This window comes from Leptotrichia buccalis C-1013-b, from assembly GCF_000023905.1.
In the GTDB taxonomy this organism is placed as follows: domain Bacteria; phylum Fusobacteriota; class Fusobacteriia; order Fusobacteriales; family Leptotrichiaceae; genus Leptotrichia; species Leptotrichia buccalis.
Map to the genome: position 1 here is coordinate 2,044,938 of NC_013192.1, position 17,097 is coordinate 2,062,034.

Genomic DNA, 17,097 nt, shown 5'->3' on the forward strand with positions numbered 1-17,097 from the left:
TTACAATTAAAAACTTTTACAAAGTCATAAAATCACCTACCATATATATTTAGAGAGAAAGTCTTTATTACAAGATTTTCTCTTTTTTATTTACAAAATATATAAAAAATGTTATAATTAATTATTAATAAAAAATTAAAAGGGTGAGGTTATGGCAATAAGTTTATTTAGTTGCAGTTATATGGGAGTTGATACTTATGTTGTGGAAGTCGAAGTTGACCTATCCAGAGGACTGCCTGTTTTTAATATAGTTGGAATGGGGGATCAGGCGATTTCCGAAAGTAAGGAACGGATTAGGAGCTGCTTTAAAAATATGGGATTTGAATTCCCAGTTAGGCGTGTATTAGTGAATTTGTCACCTGCAAATATTCGGAAAAAAGGAAGTCATTTTGATTTAAGTATTTTTTTGGGAATACTTGCCAATATTGGACACATTTCAAATATAGAAATATTAAAAAAATATCTAATTCTAGGAGAAATTTCACTAAATGGAAAAATAAAATCTATAAATGGAGCAATAAATGCCACAATTTTGGCAAAGGAAACGGATTTTGAAGGAGTTATTGTTCCAATGGAAAATTATAATGAGGCAAAATTGATTTCAGGTGTGGAAATCATTCCTGTTGATGAAATAACAGAATTGCTGGATTTTCTGGATGGAAAAACTGATGTAGAAATTTTACGAAAAAAAGCAGACAAGATAGATAATTTTAAAATTGAAAAAGATGTAAATGTTGAAGAAACTATTGATTTTTCCGATGTGAAAGGTCAGTTTTTAGCAAAAAGAGCGTTGGAAATAGCGGCAGCTGGCGGACATAATGTATTTTTAATAGGAGACCCCGGCTCAGGAAAATCAATGCTTGCCAAACGTTTTAACACAATTCTGCCTGAAATGCCAGAAGAAGAAATAATCGAAACAACCAAAATTTACAGTATTTCAGGAATGCTAAGCCAAAATGAGCCAATAATTCGCAAACGTCCATTTAGAGCTCCGCATTATTCAGCAACACAGGTAGCTCTAGTAGGTGGTGCAAACAGAGTTGGTGAAATTACATTGGCATTAAATGGAGTATTCTTTCTAGATGAAATTGGGGAATTTGAAGGAAAAACGCTGGAAACATTGAGACAGCCGCTGGAAGATGGAAAAATTGTCATTTCAAGAGCAAACTTTAGTGTAACTTATCCAGTAAAAAACATAACAATAACAGCTTCAAATCCTACTCCAAGCGGATATTTTCCTGATAATCCGCTATGCAACGACAGTTTACATGAAATAAAACGTTATCAGAAAAAATTTTCAGGTCCGTTTCTCGACAGAATGGATTTGTACGTGGAAATGCACCAGCTGAAAAAAGATGAAATTTTTGACGAAACTTTATCAGAAAAATCAAAAGACATTCAAGCGAGAGTTATAAAAGCTCGCGAAATTCAAAAACAACGTTTTAATTCAAATACATTAAACAGAGATATGAATAAAAAGCAGTTAAACAAATATTGTAAAATAGATGAAGAAAGTCAGGAAATTATGAAATCGGCGATTGACAATTTAAAATTATCAGTTAGAATGTTTGACAAACTGCTGAAAGTTTCACGAACAATAGCAGATTTGGATGGAGAAGAAAATATAAAAAAGGAACATCTTTTGGAAGCGCTTAATTATAGAAAAAAATAATAGAGATTGTTTCCATAACATAGTTTTTTTATTTTAACAAGAGGGGACTATACTGGATAATATTTACTTTAGTGTAATTCTAAATTCATATAATTATCAACCAAGTCTATTATTCAAAATAATAAAAATGTGTAATCAGTCAATTTAATTTGATTAACTACACATTTTTTTACATAAATTATTATTTTTCAATAATTCTTTTTCCTATAAAATTCAATAATTCTTCTCTTCCTGTATTTTTCAATGAAGAATAAAAAAACACATCTTCGTTTTTAAACACTAATTTTTTCCTAATTTCCTTTAACTGCTTGAATTTTTCATTATTTGACAATTTATCTGCCTTTGTAAAAATTATATAATATTCAATTCCAAAATGTTCCAGCCACTTTAACATTTCCATATCTTCGTTTGACGGAACTCTACGTAAATCAAGCAATAAAAATACAACTTTTTCACGATTTGAAATTAAATAGCTTTCAATAGTTTTTCCCCAGTTTTTCTTAACGGCATCAGGTACTTTTGCAAATCCGTATCCGGGTAAATCAACAAAATGAATTTTGTCATTTATTAAAAAATAATTGATTAATTGCGTTCTTCCTGGAGTTTTACTCGTTCTAGCTAAACTTTTTCTCTTTGTTAAAGAATTTATTAATGATGATTTTCCTACATTTGACCTTCCAATAAATGAAAATTCTACAATATTGTTAAAATCTGGATAATCTTTTTCTACAACTGCAGATTTTACAAATTCAGATTTATTTATTTCCATTTTTCACCTCTTTTTCTTAAATTTTTCACTATTAAATATTTCTAATCTTTAAATTCTTCTCTTGCATTTTCCAATGAAGCTTCGTCTGGCATAAAATACCAAACTCCGTTAATCATTCTTCCATCTCCAGTAATCTCATGCTGCTCAATATCCGAATGGTGAATCAAAACCGCTGGCAATACTGACAAACTTTTAATAGGATTTACTGCTATTTCCATATGTTCCTTTGTATAGCCATAAACTTGAGGAATATATTTCCATCCTGACGGTGCAGCTATTTTTTTGACAATTCCTTGAATAACTTGTCTTTGTCGTTCATCACGCTTGAATGCCGTATCACTTTTTCTATGTCTTGTATATGCAAGTGCCATTCTTCCTCTCAAATTATAAACTTGCCCTTTATCAAAATGATATACTTCCTGATCAAAATAATCCTGATTAAAAGTATGATTTGCAACAACATCGACTCCGTCTATTAAATTTGTTATATTCATCACATCTTCAAATCTGAAACGTACATGATAATTAATTTTTGTATCAAGCAAGTTTTCAACTGCATCAATTGTACATTGTGTTCCACCAAAATGATGTGAATGTGTAATTTTGTCCTGTTTATAATTTTCACAAGGAATTTCCGCATATGTATCACGTGGTATCGAAACCATCTTTATCTGTGCCAAATATGGTATAACCCTTATAACAATAAGCCCGTCACTTCGAGATCCTTCTGTTGGCTGATTTGCATAGGCATCCACCCCAATTACAAGAATATTAAATGGAACGCATAGCCACCCAATTAACGCTGCTAAAGCTATTAGTAATATCAATAATATTTTTTTCATTTTTCACCTCCATAGTTAAAACCAAACCAAAAAGTTATGATCATTTTATTACAAATTCTGAATTATTTAGTTTTTTTCAGTTTAATTTTTAAGAAATTCAGATACATCTGAAAAATCTTGTTAAACATAACATTTAGTTTCTAAATATTTAGTTTCTAAATATTCTAAAAATTTATCAATTTTTTCTTTCAGCTCTTCAATATTTCCGTCATTTTCAATAACAAAATCGCTTCTTTTCTTTTTTTCATCCAAAGGCAACTGAGAATTAATAATATTTAAAGCATCATTTTCACTGCGTTTATCTCTTTCCAAAATTCGCCTAATCTGTGTACTTTTTTTTGCACTGATTAACAAAATATAATCAAATTCCTTTTCCCACTGGACTTCAAAAAGCAGCTGTATTTCTACAAAAATAATTTTATTATTTTTTTTGTATTTGGAAATCTGTTCTCTCATAGTATGCAAAATTTCTGGATGCATAATTGAATTTAAAAGCAGTCTTTTTTCTTTATTTTCAAAAATAATTTTTCCTAATTTTTCACGTGAAATTCGGATTGCATTATTTTCATTTTCAAAATTACCGCTATTTTCCAAAACTTCTTTTCCAAAATTTTCCACAATTTTTTCTATAACTTTTGGAATTTTTATAACCTCATGAGAAATAGTGTCCAAATCAATAACAGGAAATTTATTTCCCCGCAAAATCTGGCTAACTGTACTTTTTCCAGTTCCAATTCCGCCAGTAAGCCCAATAACCATTTTTCTTCAATTTTTCCTTTCTAAAACTTAGTAATTATTACAAATACAATGTATTTTATACCTTTTTTTATTTATTTGCAACAATTTTTTGAAGAAAAAATTTTAATTTGTATAGATAAATTAAAAAAAGCGTTTCAAAATATAAAAAATTTTAGAATAAATAATAAATTTTAGAATAAAATATGGTATAATAAAAGTAGAATTTAAAAAAATAAAAAATTGAAAAAATATTTACAATATGATAAAATTATCTGGAGAAATTAAAAAGTTTTAATTAGCAAAAAATAAGTTAAATATTTGATTCATAAAACAAAAATAAGGAGGACACATGGAACTGAGAGACATTCAGGAATTAATGCAGGTTTTAAAAAAAGAAAATTTAACCGAGATGAAAATAAAATATGGAAACGTAAAGCTTACATTAACTAATTCTGAAACTGGACAAGTTACGAATGCCGCAGCGCCTGTAACAAAAAAAGTTCAAAAAAATATCGCCAAGGCATTGCCTAAAGAAGAAGTTATTAAATCAAGCAATGTAGGAAGAATAAGATTAATAAATTCAAAAGTTGGAACTTCAGTAAGAAAAGGAGAAATTCTTGCCAGAATTAACACAATTGGAATTGACAACGATGTAAAAGCTACTGTAAATGGTGTCTTGAAAGAAGTATTAGTTGCAGATGGTTCAGCTGTGGATTTTGCAAAGGAATTATTTAAAATTGAAGTTAAATAATATTGAAAATAAAAATCTTTTAGGAGGATGAAGACAGTAATGTTCAAAAAAATATTAATAGCAAATAGAGGAGAAATTGCTGTTAGAATAATCAGAGCAGCAAGAGAACTGGGAATAGCAACTGTAGCGGTTTATTCAGAAGCTGACAAGGATTCACTTCACGTGAAACTTGCTGATGAGGCTATCTGTATCGGAACTGCCAGCAGTGCGGATTCGTACTTAAAAATACCTAATATTATTTCAGCAGCACAAATTACAGGAAGTGAGGCAATTCATCCAGGATATGGATTTTTAGCCGAAAATCAAAGATTCGCTGAAATTTGTGAAAAAAACGGAATCGTATTCATTGGTCCAAAACCTGAACTAATCAGTATGATGGGAGACAAAGCCACTGCAAGAGAAACAGCTATTAAACACAAAGTCCCAATAACAAAAGGCTCAGACGGAATTGTACCAAATGTGGAAGAAGCTAAAAAAGTTGCAGAATGGATAACTTATCCTGTTATGATAAAAGCTACTGCCGGTGGTGGTGGTAAAGGAATGAGAATTGCACACGATGAAAAGGAACTTGTGGAAAATTACATTGCAGCCCAAAATGAAGCAAAAGCGGCATTTGGAAATCCAGATGTTTATATTGAAAAATACGTGGAAGAACCAAGACACGTAGAAATTCAAGTAATTGGAGACAAATTTGGAAACGCTGTTCATTTGGGAGAAAGAGACTGCACAATTCAAAGACGTCATCAAAAATTAATAGAAGAATCCCCATCAACTGGAATTGATGCAAAAACACGTGAAAAAATGGGAAAATTTGCTTCAAAACTTGTAAAAGGTATTGGTTACGACAGTGTTGGAACATTGGAATTTCTTGTTGACAAAAATATGAATTTCTATTTTATGGAAATGAATACTAGGATTCAGGTGGAACACACTGTAAGTGAGGAAATTACTGGTGTTGATCTAATAAAAGAACAAATAAGAGTAGCAGCGGGAGAAAAATTAAGTGTTTCCCAAAAAGATATAAATATTAATGGACACGTTATAGAATGCAGAATAAATGCAGAAGATTCTGAAAACGGATTTTTACCTTCTTCAGGAATTATGGAAAAATATATTCCATCTGGCGGAATCGGTGTAAGAGTCGATTCACATTCATATCAAAATTATGAAATACCGCCTTATTACGATTCAATGATTGCAAAACTTATTGTGAAAGGTAAGGATAGGGAAGAAGCTATTGTTAGAATGAAACGTGCCTTAAAGGAATTTATTATAGAAGGTATAGACACAACTATACCATTCCATTTGAAAGTTCTTGATAATAAAGATTTCAATGACGGAATTATCTATACAAATTTCATTGAAACTCATTTTAAAGAAGCTCTTGGAAAATAAAAATAAGTAAATTAATTAATATTAATTTTATATACAAATAATTTTATTATTTGATAAAAATAAAAAAATAGGAGGAATGAAAATGAACGAATTAGGAAATGTAAATATATCACAAGAAGTGGTGGCAACAATTGCAGAATCTGTAGTATCAGAAATTGAAGGAGTAAACAGCCTTGTAGGTGGAACTTCAAAAAATGAAATTGTTAAATTTTTCCAAAATGTATCTTCAGGTGGAAAGGGAATTGAAGTGGAAGTTGGAGAAACTGAATGTACAATAGATTTGTATATCGTAGCTAAAATGGGATACAAATTGCCAGCATTGGCAGGAGAAATTCAAACAAACGTAGTAAAAGCAATTACTGATATGACAGGATTAAAAGTTCAGGAAGTTAACGTATATATTCAAAAAATTGTTAAAGACGATAAAAAAGACGTTGTTCAAACTCCAGTAGAAACAGCAGAAATCGAAGAATAAAAATCATAATACACTCAAACAAAAAACTTTAAAATCGGATAACTCTATTTTTATTACAATTTTAGAAAGTTTCGGTTTTAAAGCTGTTTGGGTATATTTCAGGAAGGAAAGGAGAGTCTGGCAATCTAAACATCATATTTTAAAAGAATTACAAAAAATATTTCTGAAAAATTTGATGTATTTTGACAGCACATATTGATGATTGCAATATTAGGATTTTTGGCAAGATTATCTGTAATACTCGGATTTGTTGGTATTGCTTTTTCGAGTATATCGGATATGCTGTTTGGGACTGATTATTTGGGACAACTTGATATTTTTATTGATTTAAGCAGTTTAAACTTTAGAATTTTAGTTGGAATATTATCAATAATTTATCTAGTCATATTTTTACTTTCTTATATTGACAAACTTACAAAATATTCTCAAAGTAGAAAAGTGAAAAATAAAAGTGGAGAAATCGAAGTTTCTATTAAAACTATAAATGAAACATCAAAAGATTTTTTAAGTAATCAGGAAATCATAAAAAATTCAAAAATTAAATCATTTCCAAAAGGAAAAGCAGTTGTTATAGAAGCTACTGTGGATACCTACAACGTTGATAACTTGAACGAAAAACTATCAGAAATTCAAAGTAAATTATCTGATTATATTTTTAAAGCGACTGGAATTACGGTGAAAAAAAGTAAGGTAAAATTAAAAAAAGTTTTAAATGAAACAATTATTGAAAAAAAAATCATTGATTCTCCAGCTATTCAGAAAGAAGAAGAACAAAATGCAAGCAATAAAAACAAAATTTTAAAAAACAAAAATAATACACAAATTGAAACTTCCCCAACTGGAAAGGAAAATTAATGACACGAAGAGAAATTAGAGAAGAAATATTTAAACTTCTTTTTGAACATGAACTAATTGATAATAACATCGAAAAAAGAATAAATGATGTAATTAATGAAGAAAATTTAAAGAAAAATGACGAGATTGATTTTTTACGAAGCTATGTTACTGAAATAATTGAAAATGAAAATATTCTAATTGAAAAAATAAAAAATATATTAGATGGTTGGACTTATGAACGTTTGGGGACAATAGAAAAAGTTTTGTTAAAAATATCTTTTTATGAAATCACTATAAAGAATATAGGATATGAGATAGCAATTAATGAAGTTCTGGAAATCGCTAAAAAATATTCTTACAACGATACAAAAGAATTTCTTAATGGAATCCTTGCAAAATTAGTAAAAGATATTAAAGAAGAACAACATAAATAAATGGAAGAACAACCTAAAGAAACAAATAATAAAAAACTAAAGACTTCTGTATTTTAAAATATGGAAGTTTTTTTAAAATTATAAATTTGACTGATTTTTATTAGTCTATCAAAATTATCATATCTTTAAGAAAAGGAAGCTAAGTTGATGAAAAAAATAGGAATAGTTATCGGAAAATTTTTCCCGCTTCATATTGGACACGTAAATTTAATTCAACGAGCAAGCGGAATTGTGGACAGGTTATATGTGGTTATTTCATATTCTGATGATGCTGATGACCTGCTTACATCAAATTCACGTTTTGTTAAGGAAATAACACCAAAGGACAGACTGCGGTTTGTAAAGCAGACATTTAAAAATCAGCCCAATATCTCATCTTTCTTACTAGATGAAAATAACTACTCTCAAAAAGGCGAAAACTGGGAAGAATGGGCAAGAACTTTAAAAAATGAAATTGAAAAAAGAGAAAAACTGAAAAATAAAAATGAAATTGACTGGAAAAATGATGTTATATTTATAAGTAACCGTAATGGAGATGAAGAATACAATTTAAAGCATTTTGGCTCAGAAACAAAATCAATTGACAAAAACTATATTGAATATAACGTAAATTCCAAGAAGATTCGCGAAAATCCGAGTAAATACTGGGATTTTTTACCACGTGAAGTAAGAGAGCATTTAATTCCAATTATTACAATCTGTGGTGGAGAAAGCAGCGGAAAAAGTGTAATGATTGACAAACTTGCAAATGTTTTTAACACTACTTCAGCATGGGAATATGGACGTGAGTATGTTTTTGAAAAATTAGGTGGAGACGAAGAAGCTTTACAGTATTCAGATTACGAAAAAATCGTCTTTGGTCATCAGTCAAACGTGCTTTACGCCGCTAGAAATGCCAACAAATTTGCATTAATTGATACAGATTATATCGCCACTCTGGCTTTTTGCCTGACTTATGAAAAACGGGATAATCCAATTGTACGTGAATTTGTTCAGAATTACAGATTTGATTTAACAATTTTATTGGAAAATAATGTGGCTTGGGTAAATGATGGGCTGCGTTCAATTGGTGATAATGACAGACGTGAAAGATTTCAAAATTTGTTAAAGCAATTATATAAAGAATACGACATTCCTTATATTATAGTAAAATCTGACAGTTATGAAAAAAGATATTTAGCTTGCAAACATATTATCAAGTCTTATTTAGATGGTGCTGATAATGTTCAGCTACAGAATATAGCAGACAGTTATACTTAATAATTAAACGAAAAATGCAAGGAAATAACAATAACTTGTCTTCCTTGCACAATCAAATAATTTTATAGGAAATTATAACAAAAATAATTTAAAATCAAACTTAAAAATTATAATTATTTTATCAGTCTGATTTAAAAAAATTCAAGCACAATCTGATTAATTTCCTATATTTTTTTATTTCTTGTTAAATTTAAAGTCAGCACTAAAATATATAAATACACCAAATATGGAATAGCTCCCATTTTATGTAATGTAGTAAAACTTGCTGCAACAACAAATATTCCCAATGTAAGTAACGACGCTTTTCCTAACTGTTCTCCAATGACTTCTTTCAAATCGTAACCAAATACAACTGGACGAAAAACTTTGTTTATTATTTTTGCAAAAGGATTTAATATTAACAGTACATAAGATAATGTTTCATTTTTTATTCCAAGCATTGTCAATAAAACAATCACAGCTCCCAGCATTACTCCGTAATAAACTTTTCCTGCTGGAGACATTGGGCTTGTTGGCATATCAGTTGCCATAAATATTCCGATTAACAATACTCCTCCTATTGAAACAGAAATTCCGTCTTTTAGGAACATCGTAGCTAAAAAGGCTGTGGCAAAAAGGCTTACTGGAATATGCCACGAAATTCTATTTTTTAATAGCAAATATAACCCTCCAAGAATTAAAGCAAAAGCAGAATATGAGCCTAAAGAGCCTGAAGGACTTAAAAGCAGGCTATCTAAATAATTTGCAAATGGAGTTTTAGAAAAATTTTCAAAAAATCTTATATTTGACATTTTTAAGGCTTCTTTGTTAAACCATATTGCTCCTGAAGACATCGCTACTGGAAAAAAGACTGTCATAAATTCACGTCCTACCACTGCTGGATTAAAAATATTTTTCCCAATTCTACCGTACATGAGTTTCCCAAAAATTATAGCCATACTGGCTCCAAAAGCGACAACTGGTAATGAAGTAAATGGTGCTAAAGTTAAAGCTAGCAAGATTCCAGTTATTATAGCTGACAAATTTTGCGTAGACTCTGAATCGTTTAAAAATACTCTGGAAAATATTTTTTCCGTCCATACAGCTGATAAAACTGATACGGCGATTACTAAAAGTGCTCTTATTCCATAAACTAGCCAAGATGCAATGATGGCTGGAAAAAGTGCTATAATTACATCTTTCATAATATTTCTCACATCAACTTCAGTACGAATGTATGGGGTAAAGGATATTTTTTGAGATTTTCTTTTTCTAAAAAAATTTTTTATTATTTTTCTTCTTTTTATTCTTTTAGAACGTTTCTCTGCTTCTTTTATATCTAATATTTTTACTGTCCCGTCTAATTTTTTTTCCTTTTCTAATTTTTTTAATTTTAATATTTTGGTTTCATTACCATCCAAAAGTTCTCCTTTAAAATTTCTCGCTTCATCCACATCCAATATTTCTCCCATAAGTGTTTTTTCACTTGCCATTATTTATTTTCCTCCATTTCCGATAAAATTGCTTTCCCATTTTTTATGCTTTCAATTAAAGGTACTCTTGATGGACAGACAAATTCACATGCTCCACATTCAATGCAATTTTGAATATTAGCTTTTATCATTTTTTCATATTTACCTTTTTCATAATAATCTGCAAACTCAAAAGGCATAAGGTTCATTGGACAGGCTTCAACACAATATCCACACGAAATACAACTTTCTCTCTCAATTTCTTCTTTACTTAAAAATAGTATTCCAGAAGTTCCTTTTATTACTGGTATTCTAGAATCAAAAACTTCAATTCCCATCATAGGCCCACCAAAAATCACTTTTTCTTCTTTTTTAATTCCTAATTCATTCACAATGTGATAAAGCGGTGTCCCAATTTTTACTTTATAATTTCCGATATTTTTTGCTTCTTCTCCAGAAATTGTAATAATTCTTTCAACAAGCGGCTTCCCTTCAAAAAATGCATCGTATATCGCCTTAACTGTTCCAACATTGCTTACAATTACACCTTGATTCAATGGAAGCTCCCCTTTTTTAACTTTTTTCCCTGTTACAGTATTTATAAGCTGTAATTCGCTTCCTTGCGGATAAATTGTTGGAAGCAATTTTATTTTTAAATTAACTTTTTCTTCCTTTGCCAATTCTTCAAATTTTTGAACTAAATTACTATTTTCATTTTCAATTCCAATTACAATTTCCTTTGGATTTAATAATTTTTCTATAACTTTTATTCCATTCAGAATTTCCTTAGTAAAATTTTTCATAAGTGAGTAATCTGAAGTCAAATATGGCTCACATTCAGCTCCATTTATTATAAACGTTTCGACTTTTTTAAATTTTATGTCATATTTTATATGAGTTGGAAACTGAGCTCCTCCAAGCTCTACTATCCCAGCTTCTCTTATTATTTTAATAATATCTTCCTTTTTGATTGTTCTCAAATCTTCAACTTTTCTTTTTTTAAGCTTCATTTCACTATTTTGAAAATCATTTACAATAATAACCGTTTTTACTTTAGTGCCATTTGGAATACGATGTTCAACAACATCAACAACATCACCAGAAACTGGCGAATGAATATTAGCTGAGACATTTCCAAAAATTTCCCCTATTTTTTCATATTTTTTTACATAATCTCCTAATTCCACCGTTTCAATCGCTGTACTTCCGATATGTTGTAAAAGTGGAACATATAAAAGATTTGAATCGTTAATTTCTCTTAATTCTGTATCTTTTGTCATTGGTTTCATCGGTTTACGTTTTTCAGTTTTAACTTTTTTTTGTTTTACTTCATATTTTTTTTCATCAATTTCTTTGTTTAAAAGAATGTCTATAACTCTTCGTATACTTCTTGCCATTTTTTTCTCCATTTTTATTTTAAATTTTCTTAACAAAACTTTTACTATTTTAATTCTTCAGTAAAAAACAATTTTTCATAACAATATTATTCTTTTGATTTTTGCTGTAAAACTAAAATCACTAATTATCATAAAACAAGGGGCTTATTTTACCCCTCGCCTTTAATTATTAATTATAATTTTATTTTTATATTTAATTAGTATCTGTCATAAGTTCATCTATCAGATCTTTTACATGCACAATTTCTTTTAATCTCCATCCATTCGCACCTGAGAAGAATAATCCACTCTGAAGCCTACCAAGATAAGCATCTCCAAGACTGTCTGCAATACAGTATCCCACTCTATTTGCACCTTTTCCACGTTCACATGGGAATACACAGTTGCTTATACATTTGATTTTTTTAGTATTAGGCTCCAATGTTTGAACTAAATTCGTTTTTACAGCACGTCCTGGATAGCCAACTGGCGAACTTACAATTACTATGTCTTCTTCTTTTGCATCAAGTAGAACTTGTTTTAGAACATCGCTTGCATCACATTCGTAAGTACCGATAAATCTTGTTCCCATTTGAACGGCATCGGCTCCAAGCGCCATAATATTTTTTATATCGTTATTGTCCCATATTCCACCTGCCGCAATAATAGGAAAATCTCCCCATTTATCACGTTCCTCCTTGATTGGCGGTAATATTGCTTCCAGTTGATGTTCAGGAGCAAATAATTCTTCATATTTTGCACCTTGGTGTCCACCACTTTTTGGTCCTTCCACAATTACTGCTCCCGGCATTCTCCCAGCAGCTTTCCATTTTTTGCAAATTATTTTCAAAGCTCTAGCGGATGAAACTATCGGCACGATTTCCACATCTGGATAATCCTTTACAAGTCTTGGAAGTTCCAACGGAAGTCCAGCTCCTGTAACAATGATATTTGCCCCAGCCTCAAGAGCATCCTGTACTACTCTCTCATAATCATTTATCGCATGAAGAATATTACATGCAAGCGGTTTATCTCCACAAATTTTTCTTGCATTTTTAAATATTTCAAAAAGAGCTTCACGATTATATGCATTTTCTGTCCCAAGAGGACGTCCATTTACGGCTTTTTTCACAAATCTCATATTTTGGTAGTATCCAGTACAGATGGCGCTTATTGTTCCAAGACATCCATTTTTTGCGACATTTCCAGCAAGCTGGTCCCAGCTGATTCCAACACCCATTCCACCTTGAACTATTGGTTTTTCAATAAAATATTTTCCTATTTTTATTCCTTTTAATTCGATTTTTTTTGTTTTATTCGAGTTTTCTAAATTTTCCTCTTTAATTTCTGTTATTTCACTCACTTTGATTTCCTCCATTTTTATAATTTTTATAAATAGTATCTTTAATTATTCATAAAAATTATATGGCGGAGCTCTGCTAATCTTTATATTTTTGCTTATTGATGTATAATTCAGAAGAATATAAAAAAACAAACGTAATTTTGGTAAAACTATTAATTTTGTAATTTTTTCAATAACTTTTTTTCTTATGTCATTTTCAATAAAATTTTTGTACCCATTGGCACAAAGACGCTCAAAATTTTCAACTAATTTTTTTATATCCACATTTTCTAAAAATGATAAATCTATACCCGAATTGGAAATATGTTTATCCAGCAATTTTAAAAACTCATCACTTTTACTTATTACAATATTTTTATTCTTTTCATACAATAAAGCGATATTTTCTATATTCAAAAAATTTATTTTAGAAAAAGCCGAAAAATAATCTTTTTTTGTAATTTGTCCCAAAAAATCTGATACAACCGACTGCACTATTTTTGACAATTTTTTCAGCCGAAATTTTTCAAACATAAAACCTCCCTTATTATATACTCAAAATTGCTATTAAATTAACAAAAAATAAAATAAATTTTATAACATCTGTTATTTTCATTTAATTATATAATTTTTTACAACTTTTTACAATTAAATATTTTTATTTTGATATCCAAAATATTTATATAAAGTTTATCCTTTTTACTATAAAATCTATTTTTAAAATTTTCATTACAATTATACCTTTTCCAGCAATAAAAATCAATTTTTTTATTTCAGCTCTTCTTGATTAATAATCATTTTTTAAACTTCTAGTATAAAAAAATAAAATTGCAGAAATTAGCTAAAATTGATATAATATTAGAAAATATAAATAAAAAAATAGAGGTGAAGTTATATGAGTAGTGTCATCAATTATTCTGGAGAAGATTTTGAAAATGAAACAGTTTCTCAGACGGGACTTACACTTGTTGATTTTTATGCTATCTGGTGCGGTCCTTGTCAAATGCTTGAAAAGGTTCTTGTTGAAGTGAGTAAAAATTCTAACTGTAAAATTGTTAGAATTGATGTTGATGATTATCCGAAATTTGGGTCAAAATTTAAGATAAGAGGATTGCCTACACTAATACTTTTTAAAGAAGGTAAAATTGTGGAAACATTAAATGGTTTCAAAACTTTTGATGAGATTATGGAAAAAATTAATTTACATAATTAATTTGATAATTTTAAAATTTGCTTAGATATGAAAATAGAAAATTTTAGAAAGAAGGGATGTTTTATGAAAACAATTTTAGTGCCGGGAGGAGCAGGATATATCGGTTCTCACACAGTTTTAGACTTGATAAAAAAAGGATTTAATCCAATTATAGTGGATGATTTCAGTAATTCGAGCAAAAAGGTTATTTCAATTTTAGAAGAGCTTTCTGGAAAAGAAATTACTTTTTACGAACTTGATGTAAAAAATAAAGAAGGTTTGAGAAAAATCTTTAACGAAAACAAAATTGATGCTGTAATTAATTTTGCTGGATTTAAGGCGGTTGGAGAATCTGTGGAAAAACCGCTCATGTATTATGAAAATAATTTATTTGGAATGATTACTTTGCTTGAAGTAATGAAGGAATTTGATGTAAAAAATATTGTATTCAGCTCATCTGCCACTGTTTACGGTATTCCTGAAAAAATGCCTTTAGTCGAAAGCGATCCAATGGGTGCAACAAATCCTTATGGACGTACAAAACTGATGATTGAAAATATTTTAGTCGACTTAGCAGCTTCTGATGATACTTGGAACATTATCGCCCTTAGATACTTCAATCCACTTGGGGCTCACGAAAGTGGAAAAATCGGAGAAGATCCAAACGGCATTCCAAACAACCTTGCCCCTTACATAACTCAAGTCGCAGTAGGAAAGCTGGAAAAACTGCATATTTTTGGAAACGACTACGACACACCTGACGGAACTTGCATAAGAGATTTTGTCCACGTAAATGATTTGGCGGCAGGACATTCAGCAGCTATAAACTATTTATTCAGTCGAAATATTGGATTTGAAGCAATAAATTTAGGAAGCGAAAAAGGTTACAGTGTCCTTGAAATTTTAAAAAACTTTGAAAAAGCCGTTGGAAAAACTATCCCGTATGTAATTGATGGACGTAGAGCAGGAGATATCGCTGTGTCCTATGCTGATGCCTCAAAAGCCAAAAAATTATTAAACTGGGAAGCAAAATACACTATCGAAGATATGTGTAGAGATTCTTGGAACTGGCAGAAAAAAAATCCAAATGGATTTAAGAATTAATTTTTTATAAAGGGCTAAAAAATTAAAAAATAATAATTCTAATTTCAAGTTAACTATTTTTAAAAGTAAAAAATATAATGATTTATAGTTTTATAACGATAATAAATAAAAAATATTATACAAGGAGGATTTTTTATGAAAAAATTATTTTTAATGTTTATGCTATCAACGCCACTTGCAATGGCGACATATGGATATAGATCTGAAATTGTTGTAAGTCCAACTTATGTTACTCAAAGAAAGGAAAATGGCTCTAAAGTTGGAAAATATGCACTTGGAAGCGGTGTTAAACTTTCAAAAGAAACAATATCTTCATTTGGTGATGGAAGTGAAGCTGTAGTAGGCGCAGGAATAGGAGTTTCGTATAATTCTTTGAAAGTTAAAGGAAATGGCATAAAGAGCGATTCAGGAAATTTAGTTTCAATTCCATTTTATTTAATATTTGGAACAGGAACAGATAATGGAATATACACAAAACTTTCAGCTGGTTTTGCAGTTAGAAATGGAAGTGTAAAATGGACTGACAATAACGGAGGTTCTGGAAAAATAAAGGCTAGACCATTAACTGGATATGCCGCTTTTGGTATCGGAGTCAGAAAAGATAGATTTTCAATAGGAGTAAGTGCCAGCACATCAACAAAAGCAAAAAGAACATACTCCAGCCCTACTAAACATTATAGAGATAACATTATGTTAAGTGGAGCTGCAATATCATTAGATTTTGGGTATGCTCTTAAATATGAATAATAAAAAAATCTTAAAAAGAATTAAATAAGACTCTAAAAGCAGGAATTTTTAGAAATTAAATAATAACAGTATTTATGCAGTAAGGAGACATTTTATGAAAAAATTATTTTTAATGTTTATATTATTAACACCACTCGCAATAGCAGATGAAAGAGTAGAAATTTTTATAAGTCCTAGCTATGGGAGTTATAGAGGACAGAAAAAAAATGATATTAATCAAGAAGTAAAAAATGTAATAGGAAGTGGAGTTAAAATTACATTTGAAAGAAGACAGCCATTTGTTGATGATTCTGGAGCAGGAATTGGAGCAGGGATAGTATACAATACTTTAAAAGTCAAAGGAAATGGTATAAATAGCGGTTCAGGAAATTTAGTTTCCGTTCCACTTTATATGACAATAGGATCAGGCTTGGACAATGGAATTTATACTAAAGTTTCATTCGGTTTATCACTTTCAAGCGGAAATGTGAAATGGACTGATAAAAATGGTGGTCGTGGAGAAATAAAAGCTGCTCCAATAAGTGGATACGGTGCTATTAGCATGGGAGTTCAAAAAAACAGATTTTCAGCTGGAATAAGTCTCGCTACAACACCAAAACTTAAAAGAAGCTATTCCAGTCCTACCAAAAATTATGGAAATAAATTCTCAGATGGTTTAATTTCACTGGAATTTGGATATGCTCCTAAATATGAATAATAAAAAATTTGAAAG

At 29.8% G+C, this 17,097-nt stretch carries 18 protein-coding genes; 11 read left to right on the forward strand and 7 right to left on the reverse strand.

The genetic code is table 11. The features are described 5' to 3' along the window. Window positions 1-151: 151 nt before the first annotated feature. Window positions 152-1,672 (forward strand): YifB family Mg chelatase-like AAA ATPase, encoded by a 1,521-nt coding sequence (locus tag LEBU_RS09550; RefSeq protein WP_015770128.1) that lies wholly within the window; start codon window positions 152-154, stop codon window positions 1,670-1,672. A gap of 181 nt (window positions 1,673-1,853) precedes the next feature. On the opposite strand, the gene yihA is transcribed toward LEBU_RS09550, so the two are convergent. From yihA to coaE, 3 genes are all read right to left on the reverse strand, one after another. Continuing rightward, a complete protein-coding gene (gene yihA / locus LEBU_RS09555; RefSeq protein ID WP_015770129.1) occupies window positions 1,854-2,441 on the reverse strand; it encodes a ribosome biogenesis GTP-binding protein YihA/YsxC in 588 nt (195 codons plus the stop codon). Between the two features lie 41 nt (window positions 2,442-2,482). Further along, the gene (locus LEBU_RS09560; RefSeq protein WP_015770130.1) at window positions 2,483-3,283 is read right to left on the reverse strand and encodes an LCP family protein; all 801 of its coding nucleotides are present in this window, start codon (window positions 3,281-3,283) and stop codon (window positions 2,483-2,485) included. Window positions 3,284-3,403: 120 nt separating this feature from the next. Further along, window positions 3,404-4,042 carry a dephospho-CoA kinase gene (coaE, locus tag LEBU_RS09565; RefSeq protein ID WP_015770131.1) on the reverse strand — a complete coding sequence of 213 codons (639 nt, stop codon included), beginning with the start codon at window positions 4,040-4,042 and terminating at the stop codon, window positions 3,404-3,406. 328 nt (window positions 4,043-4,370) lie between these two features. On the opposite strand from coaE, the gene LEBU_RS09570 reads away from it, so the two are divergent. The 6 genes from LEBU_RS09570 (at window position 4,371) to nadR (ending at window position 9,173) form a co-directional block, all read left to right on the forward strand. Next, complete coding sequence (locus tag LEBU_RS09570; protein WP_015770132.1) at window positions 4,371-4,772, forward strand: acetyl-CoA carboxylase biotin carboxyl carrier protein; 402 nt, start codon at window positions 4,371-4,373, stop codon at window positions 4,770-4,772. A 39-nt stretch (window positions 4,773-4,811) separates the two neighbouring features. After that, window positions 4,812-6,167 (forward strand): acetyl-CoA carboxylase biotin carboxylase subunit, encoded by a 1,356-nt coding sequence (accC, locus tag LEBU_RS09575; RefSeq protein ID WP_015770133.1) that lies wholly within the window; start codon window positions 4,812-4,814, stop codon window positions 6,165-6,167. Window positions 6,168-6,249: 82 nt separating this feature from the next. Further along, window positions 6,250-6,642 (forward strand): Asp23/Gls24 family envelope stress response protein, encoded by a 393-nt coding sequence (locus LEBU_RS09580; RefSeq protein WP_015770134.1) that lies wholly within the window; start codon window positions 6,250-6,252, stop codon window positions 6,640-6,642. Window positions 6,643-6,840: 198 nt separating this feature from the next. Beyond that, entirely contained in the window at window positions 6,841-7,497 is a 657-nt protein-coding gene (gene amaP, locus LEBU_RS09585) for an alkaline shock response membrane anchor protein AmaP (protein ID WP_015770135.1), read from the forward strand. Further along, window positions 7,497-7,913 (forward strand): transcription antitermination factor NusB, encoded by a 417-nt coding sequence (gene nusB / locus LEBU_RS09590; RefSeq protein ID WP_015770136.1) that lies wholly within the window; start codon window positions 7,497-7,499, stop codon window positions 7,911-7,913. Before amaP ends, nusB begins: the two co-directional genes overlap by 1 nt. Window positions 7,914-8,060: 147 nt before the next feature. After that, a complete protein-coding gene (nadR, locus tag LEBU_RS09595) occupies window positions 8,061-9,173 on the forward strand; it encodes a multifunctional transcriptional regulator/nicotinamide-nucleotide adenylyltransferase/ribosylnicotinamide kinase NadR (RefSeq protein ID WP_015770137.1) in 1,113 nt (370 codons plus the stop codon). A 164-nt stretch (window positions 9,174-9,337) separates the two neighbouring features. Here nadR and LEBU_RS09600 read toward each other — a convergent pair whose 3' ends face one another. From LEBU_RS09600 to LEBU_RS09615, 4 genes are all read right to left on the reverse strand, one after another. Beyond that, on the reverse strand, window positions 9,338-10,645 hold the full coding sequence (locus LEBU_RS09600; RefSeq protein ID WP_157859522.1) for an RnfABCDGE type electron transport complex subunit D: 1,308 nt from the start codon (window positions 10,643-10,645) through the stop codon (window positions 9,338-9,340). After that, window positions 10,645-12,021: an electron transport complex subunit RsxC gene (gene rsxC, locus LEBU_RS09605; protein WP_015770139.1), complete on the reverse strand. Its 1,377-nt coding sequence runs from the start codon at window positions 12,019-12,021 to the stop codon at window positions 10,645-10,647. Before rsxC ends, LEBU_RS09600 begins: the two co-directional genes overlap by 1 nt. Window positions 12,022-12,214: 193 nt before the next feature. Next, window positions 12,215-13,240: a nitronate monooxygenase gene (locus LEBU_RS09610; RefSeq protein ID WP_049756126.1), complete on the reverse strand. Its 1,026-nt coding sequence runs from the start codon at window positions 13,238-13,240 to the stop codon at window positions 12,215-12,217. A 168-nt stretch (window positions 13,241-13,408) separates the two neighbouring features. Further along, a complete protein-coding gene (locus LEBU_RS09615) occupies window positions 13,409-13,876 on the reverse strand; it encodes a hypothetical protein (protein WP_015770141.1) in 468 nt (155 codons plus the stop codon). A gap of 361 nt (window positions 13,877-14,237) precedes the next feature. On the opposite strand from LEBU_RS09615, the gene LEBU_RS09620 reads away from it, so the two are divergent. The 4 genes from LEBU_RS09620 (at window position 14,238) to LEBU_RS09635 (ending at window position 17,082) form a co-directional block, all read left to right on the forward strand. Then, the gene (locus tag LEBU_RS09620; protein WP_015770142.1) at window positions 14,238-14,555 is read left to right on the forward strand and encodes a thioredoxin family protein; all 318 of its coding nucleotides are present in this window, start codon (window positions 14,238-14,240) and stop codon (window positions 14,553-14,555) included. 63 nt (window positions 14,556-14,618) lie between these two features. Next, window positions 14,619-15,638 (forward strand): UDP-glucose 4-epimerase GalE, encoded by a 1,020-nt coding sequence (gene galE / locus LEBU_RS09625; protein WP_015770143.1) that lies wholly within the window; start codon window positions 14,619-14,621, stop codon window positions 15,636-15,638. A gap of 135 nt (window positions 15,639-15,773) precedes the next feature. Further along, window positions 15,774-16,385, forward strand: a complete 612-nt coding sequence (locus LEBU_RS09630; RefSeq protein ID WP_015770144.1) for a hypothetical protein — start codon at window positions 15,774-15,776, stop codon at window positions 16,383-16,385. A 94-nt stretch (window positions 16,386-16,479) separates the two neighbouring features. Continuing rightward, entirely contained in the window at window positions 16,480-17,082 is a 603-nt protein-coding gene (locus LEBU_RS09635) for a hypothetical protein (protein ID WP_015770145.1), read from the forward strand. The last annotated feature ends 15 nt before the right edge of the window (window positions 17,083-17,097 follow it).

Coding starts and splice junctions, on each gene's coding strand:
- galE (WP_015770143.1), top strand. CDS start 14,619: ATGAAAACAATTTTAGTGCCGGGAGGAGCAGGATATATCGGTTCTCAC.
- coaE (WP_015770131.1), bottom strand. CDS start 4,042: ATGGTTATTGGGCTTACTGGCGGAATTGGAACTGGAAAAAGTACAGTT.
- LEBU_RS09635 (WP_015770145.1), top strand. CDS start 16,480: ATGAAAAAATTATTTTTAATGTTTATATTATTAACACCACTCGCAATA.
- yihA (WP_015770129.1), bottom strand. CDS start 2,441: ATGGAAATAAATAAATCTGAATTTGTAAAATCTGCAGTTGTAGAAAAA.
- nadR (WP_015770137.1), top strand. CDS start 8,061: ATGAAAAAAATAGGAATAGTTATCGGAAAATTTTTCCCGCTTCATATT.
- LEBU_RS09600 (WP_157859522.1), bottom strand. CDS start 10,645: ATGGCAAGTGAAAAAACACTTATGGGAGAAATATTGGATGTGGATGAA.
- LEBU_RS09620 (WP_015770142.1), top strand. CDS start 14,238: ATGAGTAGTGTCATCAATTATTCTGGAGAAGATTTTGAAAATGAAACA.
- LEBU_RS09630 (WP_015770144.1), top strand. CDS start 15,774: ATGAAAAAATTATTTTTAATGTTTATGCTATCAACGCCACTTGCAATG.
- accC (WP_015770133.1), top strand. CDS start 4,812: ATGTTCAAAAAAATATTAATAGCAAATAGAGGAGAAATTGCTGTTAGA.
- LEBU_RS09580 (WP_015770134.1), top strand. CDS start 6,250: ATGAACGAATTAGGAAATGTAAATATATCACAAGAAGTGGTGGCAACA.
- LEBU_RS09610 (WP_049756126.1), bottom strand. CDS start 13,240: ATGGGTGTTGGAATCAGCTGGGACCAGCTTGCTGGAAATGTCGCAAAA.
- LEBU_RS09615 (WP_015770141.1), bottom strand. CDS start 13,876: ATGTTTGAAAAATTTCGGCTGAAAAAATTGTCAAAAATAGTGCAGTCG.
- LEBU_RS09550 (WP_015770128.1), top strand. CDS start 152: ATGGCAATAAGTTTATTTAGTTGCAGTTATATGGGAGTTGATACTTAT.
- amaP (WP_015770135.1), top strand. CDS start 6,841: ATGATTGCAATATTAGGATTTTTGGCAAGATTATCTGTAATACTCGGA.
- nusB (WP_015770136.1), top strand. CDS start 7,497: ATGACACGAAGAGAAATTAGAGAAGAAATATTTAAACTTCTTTTTGAA.
- LEBU_RS09560 (WP_015770130.1), bottom strand. CDS start 3,283: ATGAAAAAAATATTATTGATATTACTAATAGCTTTAGCAGCGTTAATT.
- LEBU_RS09570 (WP_015770132.1), top strand. CDS start 4,371: ATGGAACTGAGAGACATTCAGGAATTAATGCAGGTTTTAAAAAAAGAA.
- rsxC (WP_015770139.1), bottom strand. CDS start 12,021: ATGGCAAGAAGTATACGAAGAGTTATAGACATTCTTTTAAACAAAGAA.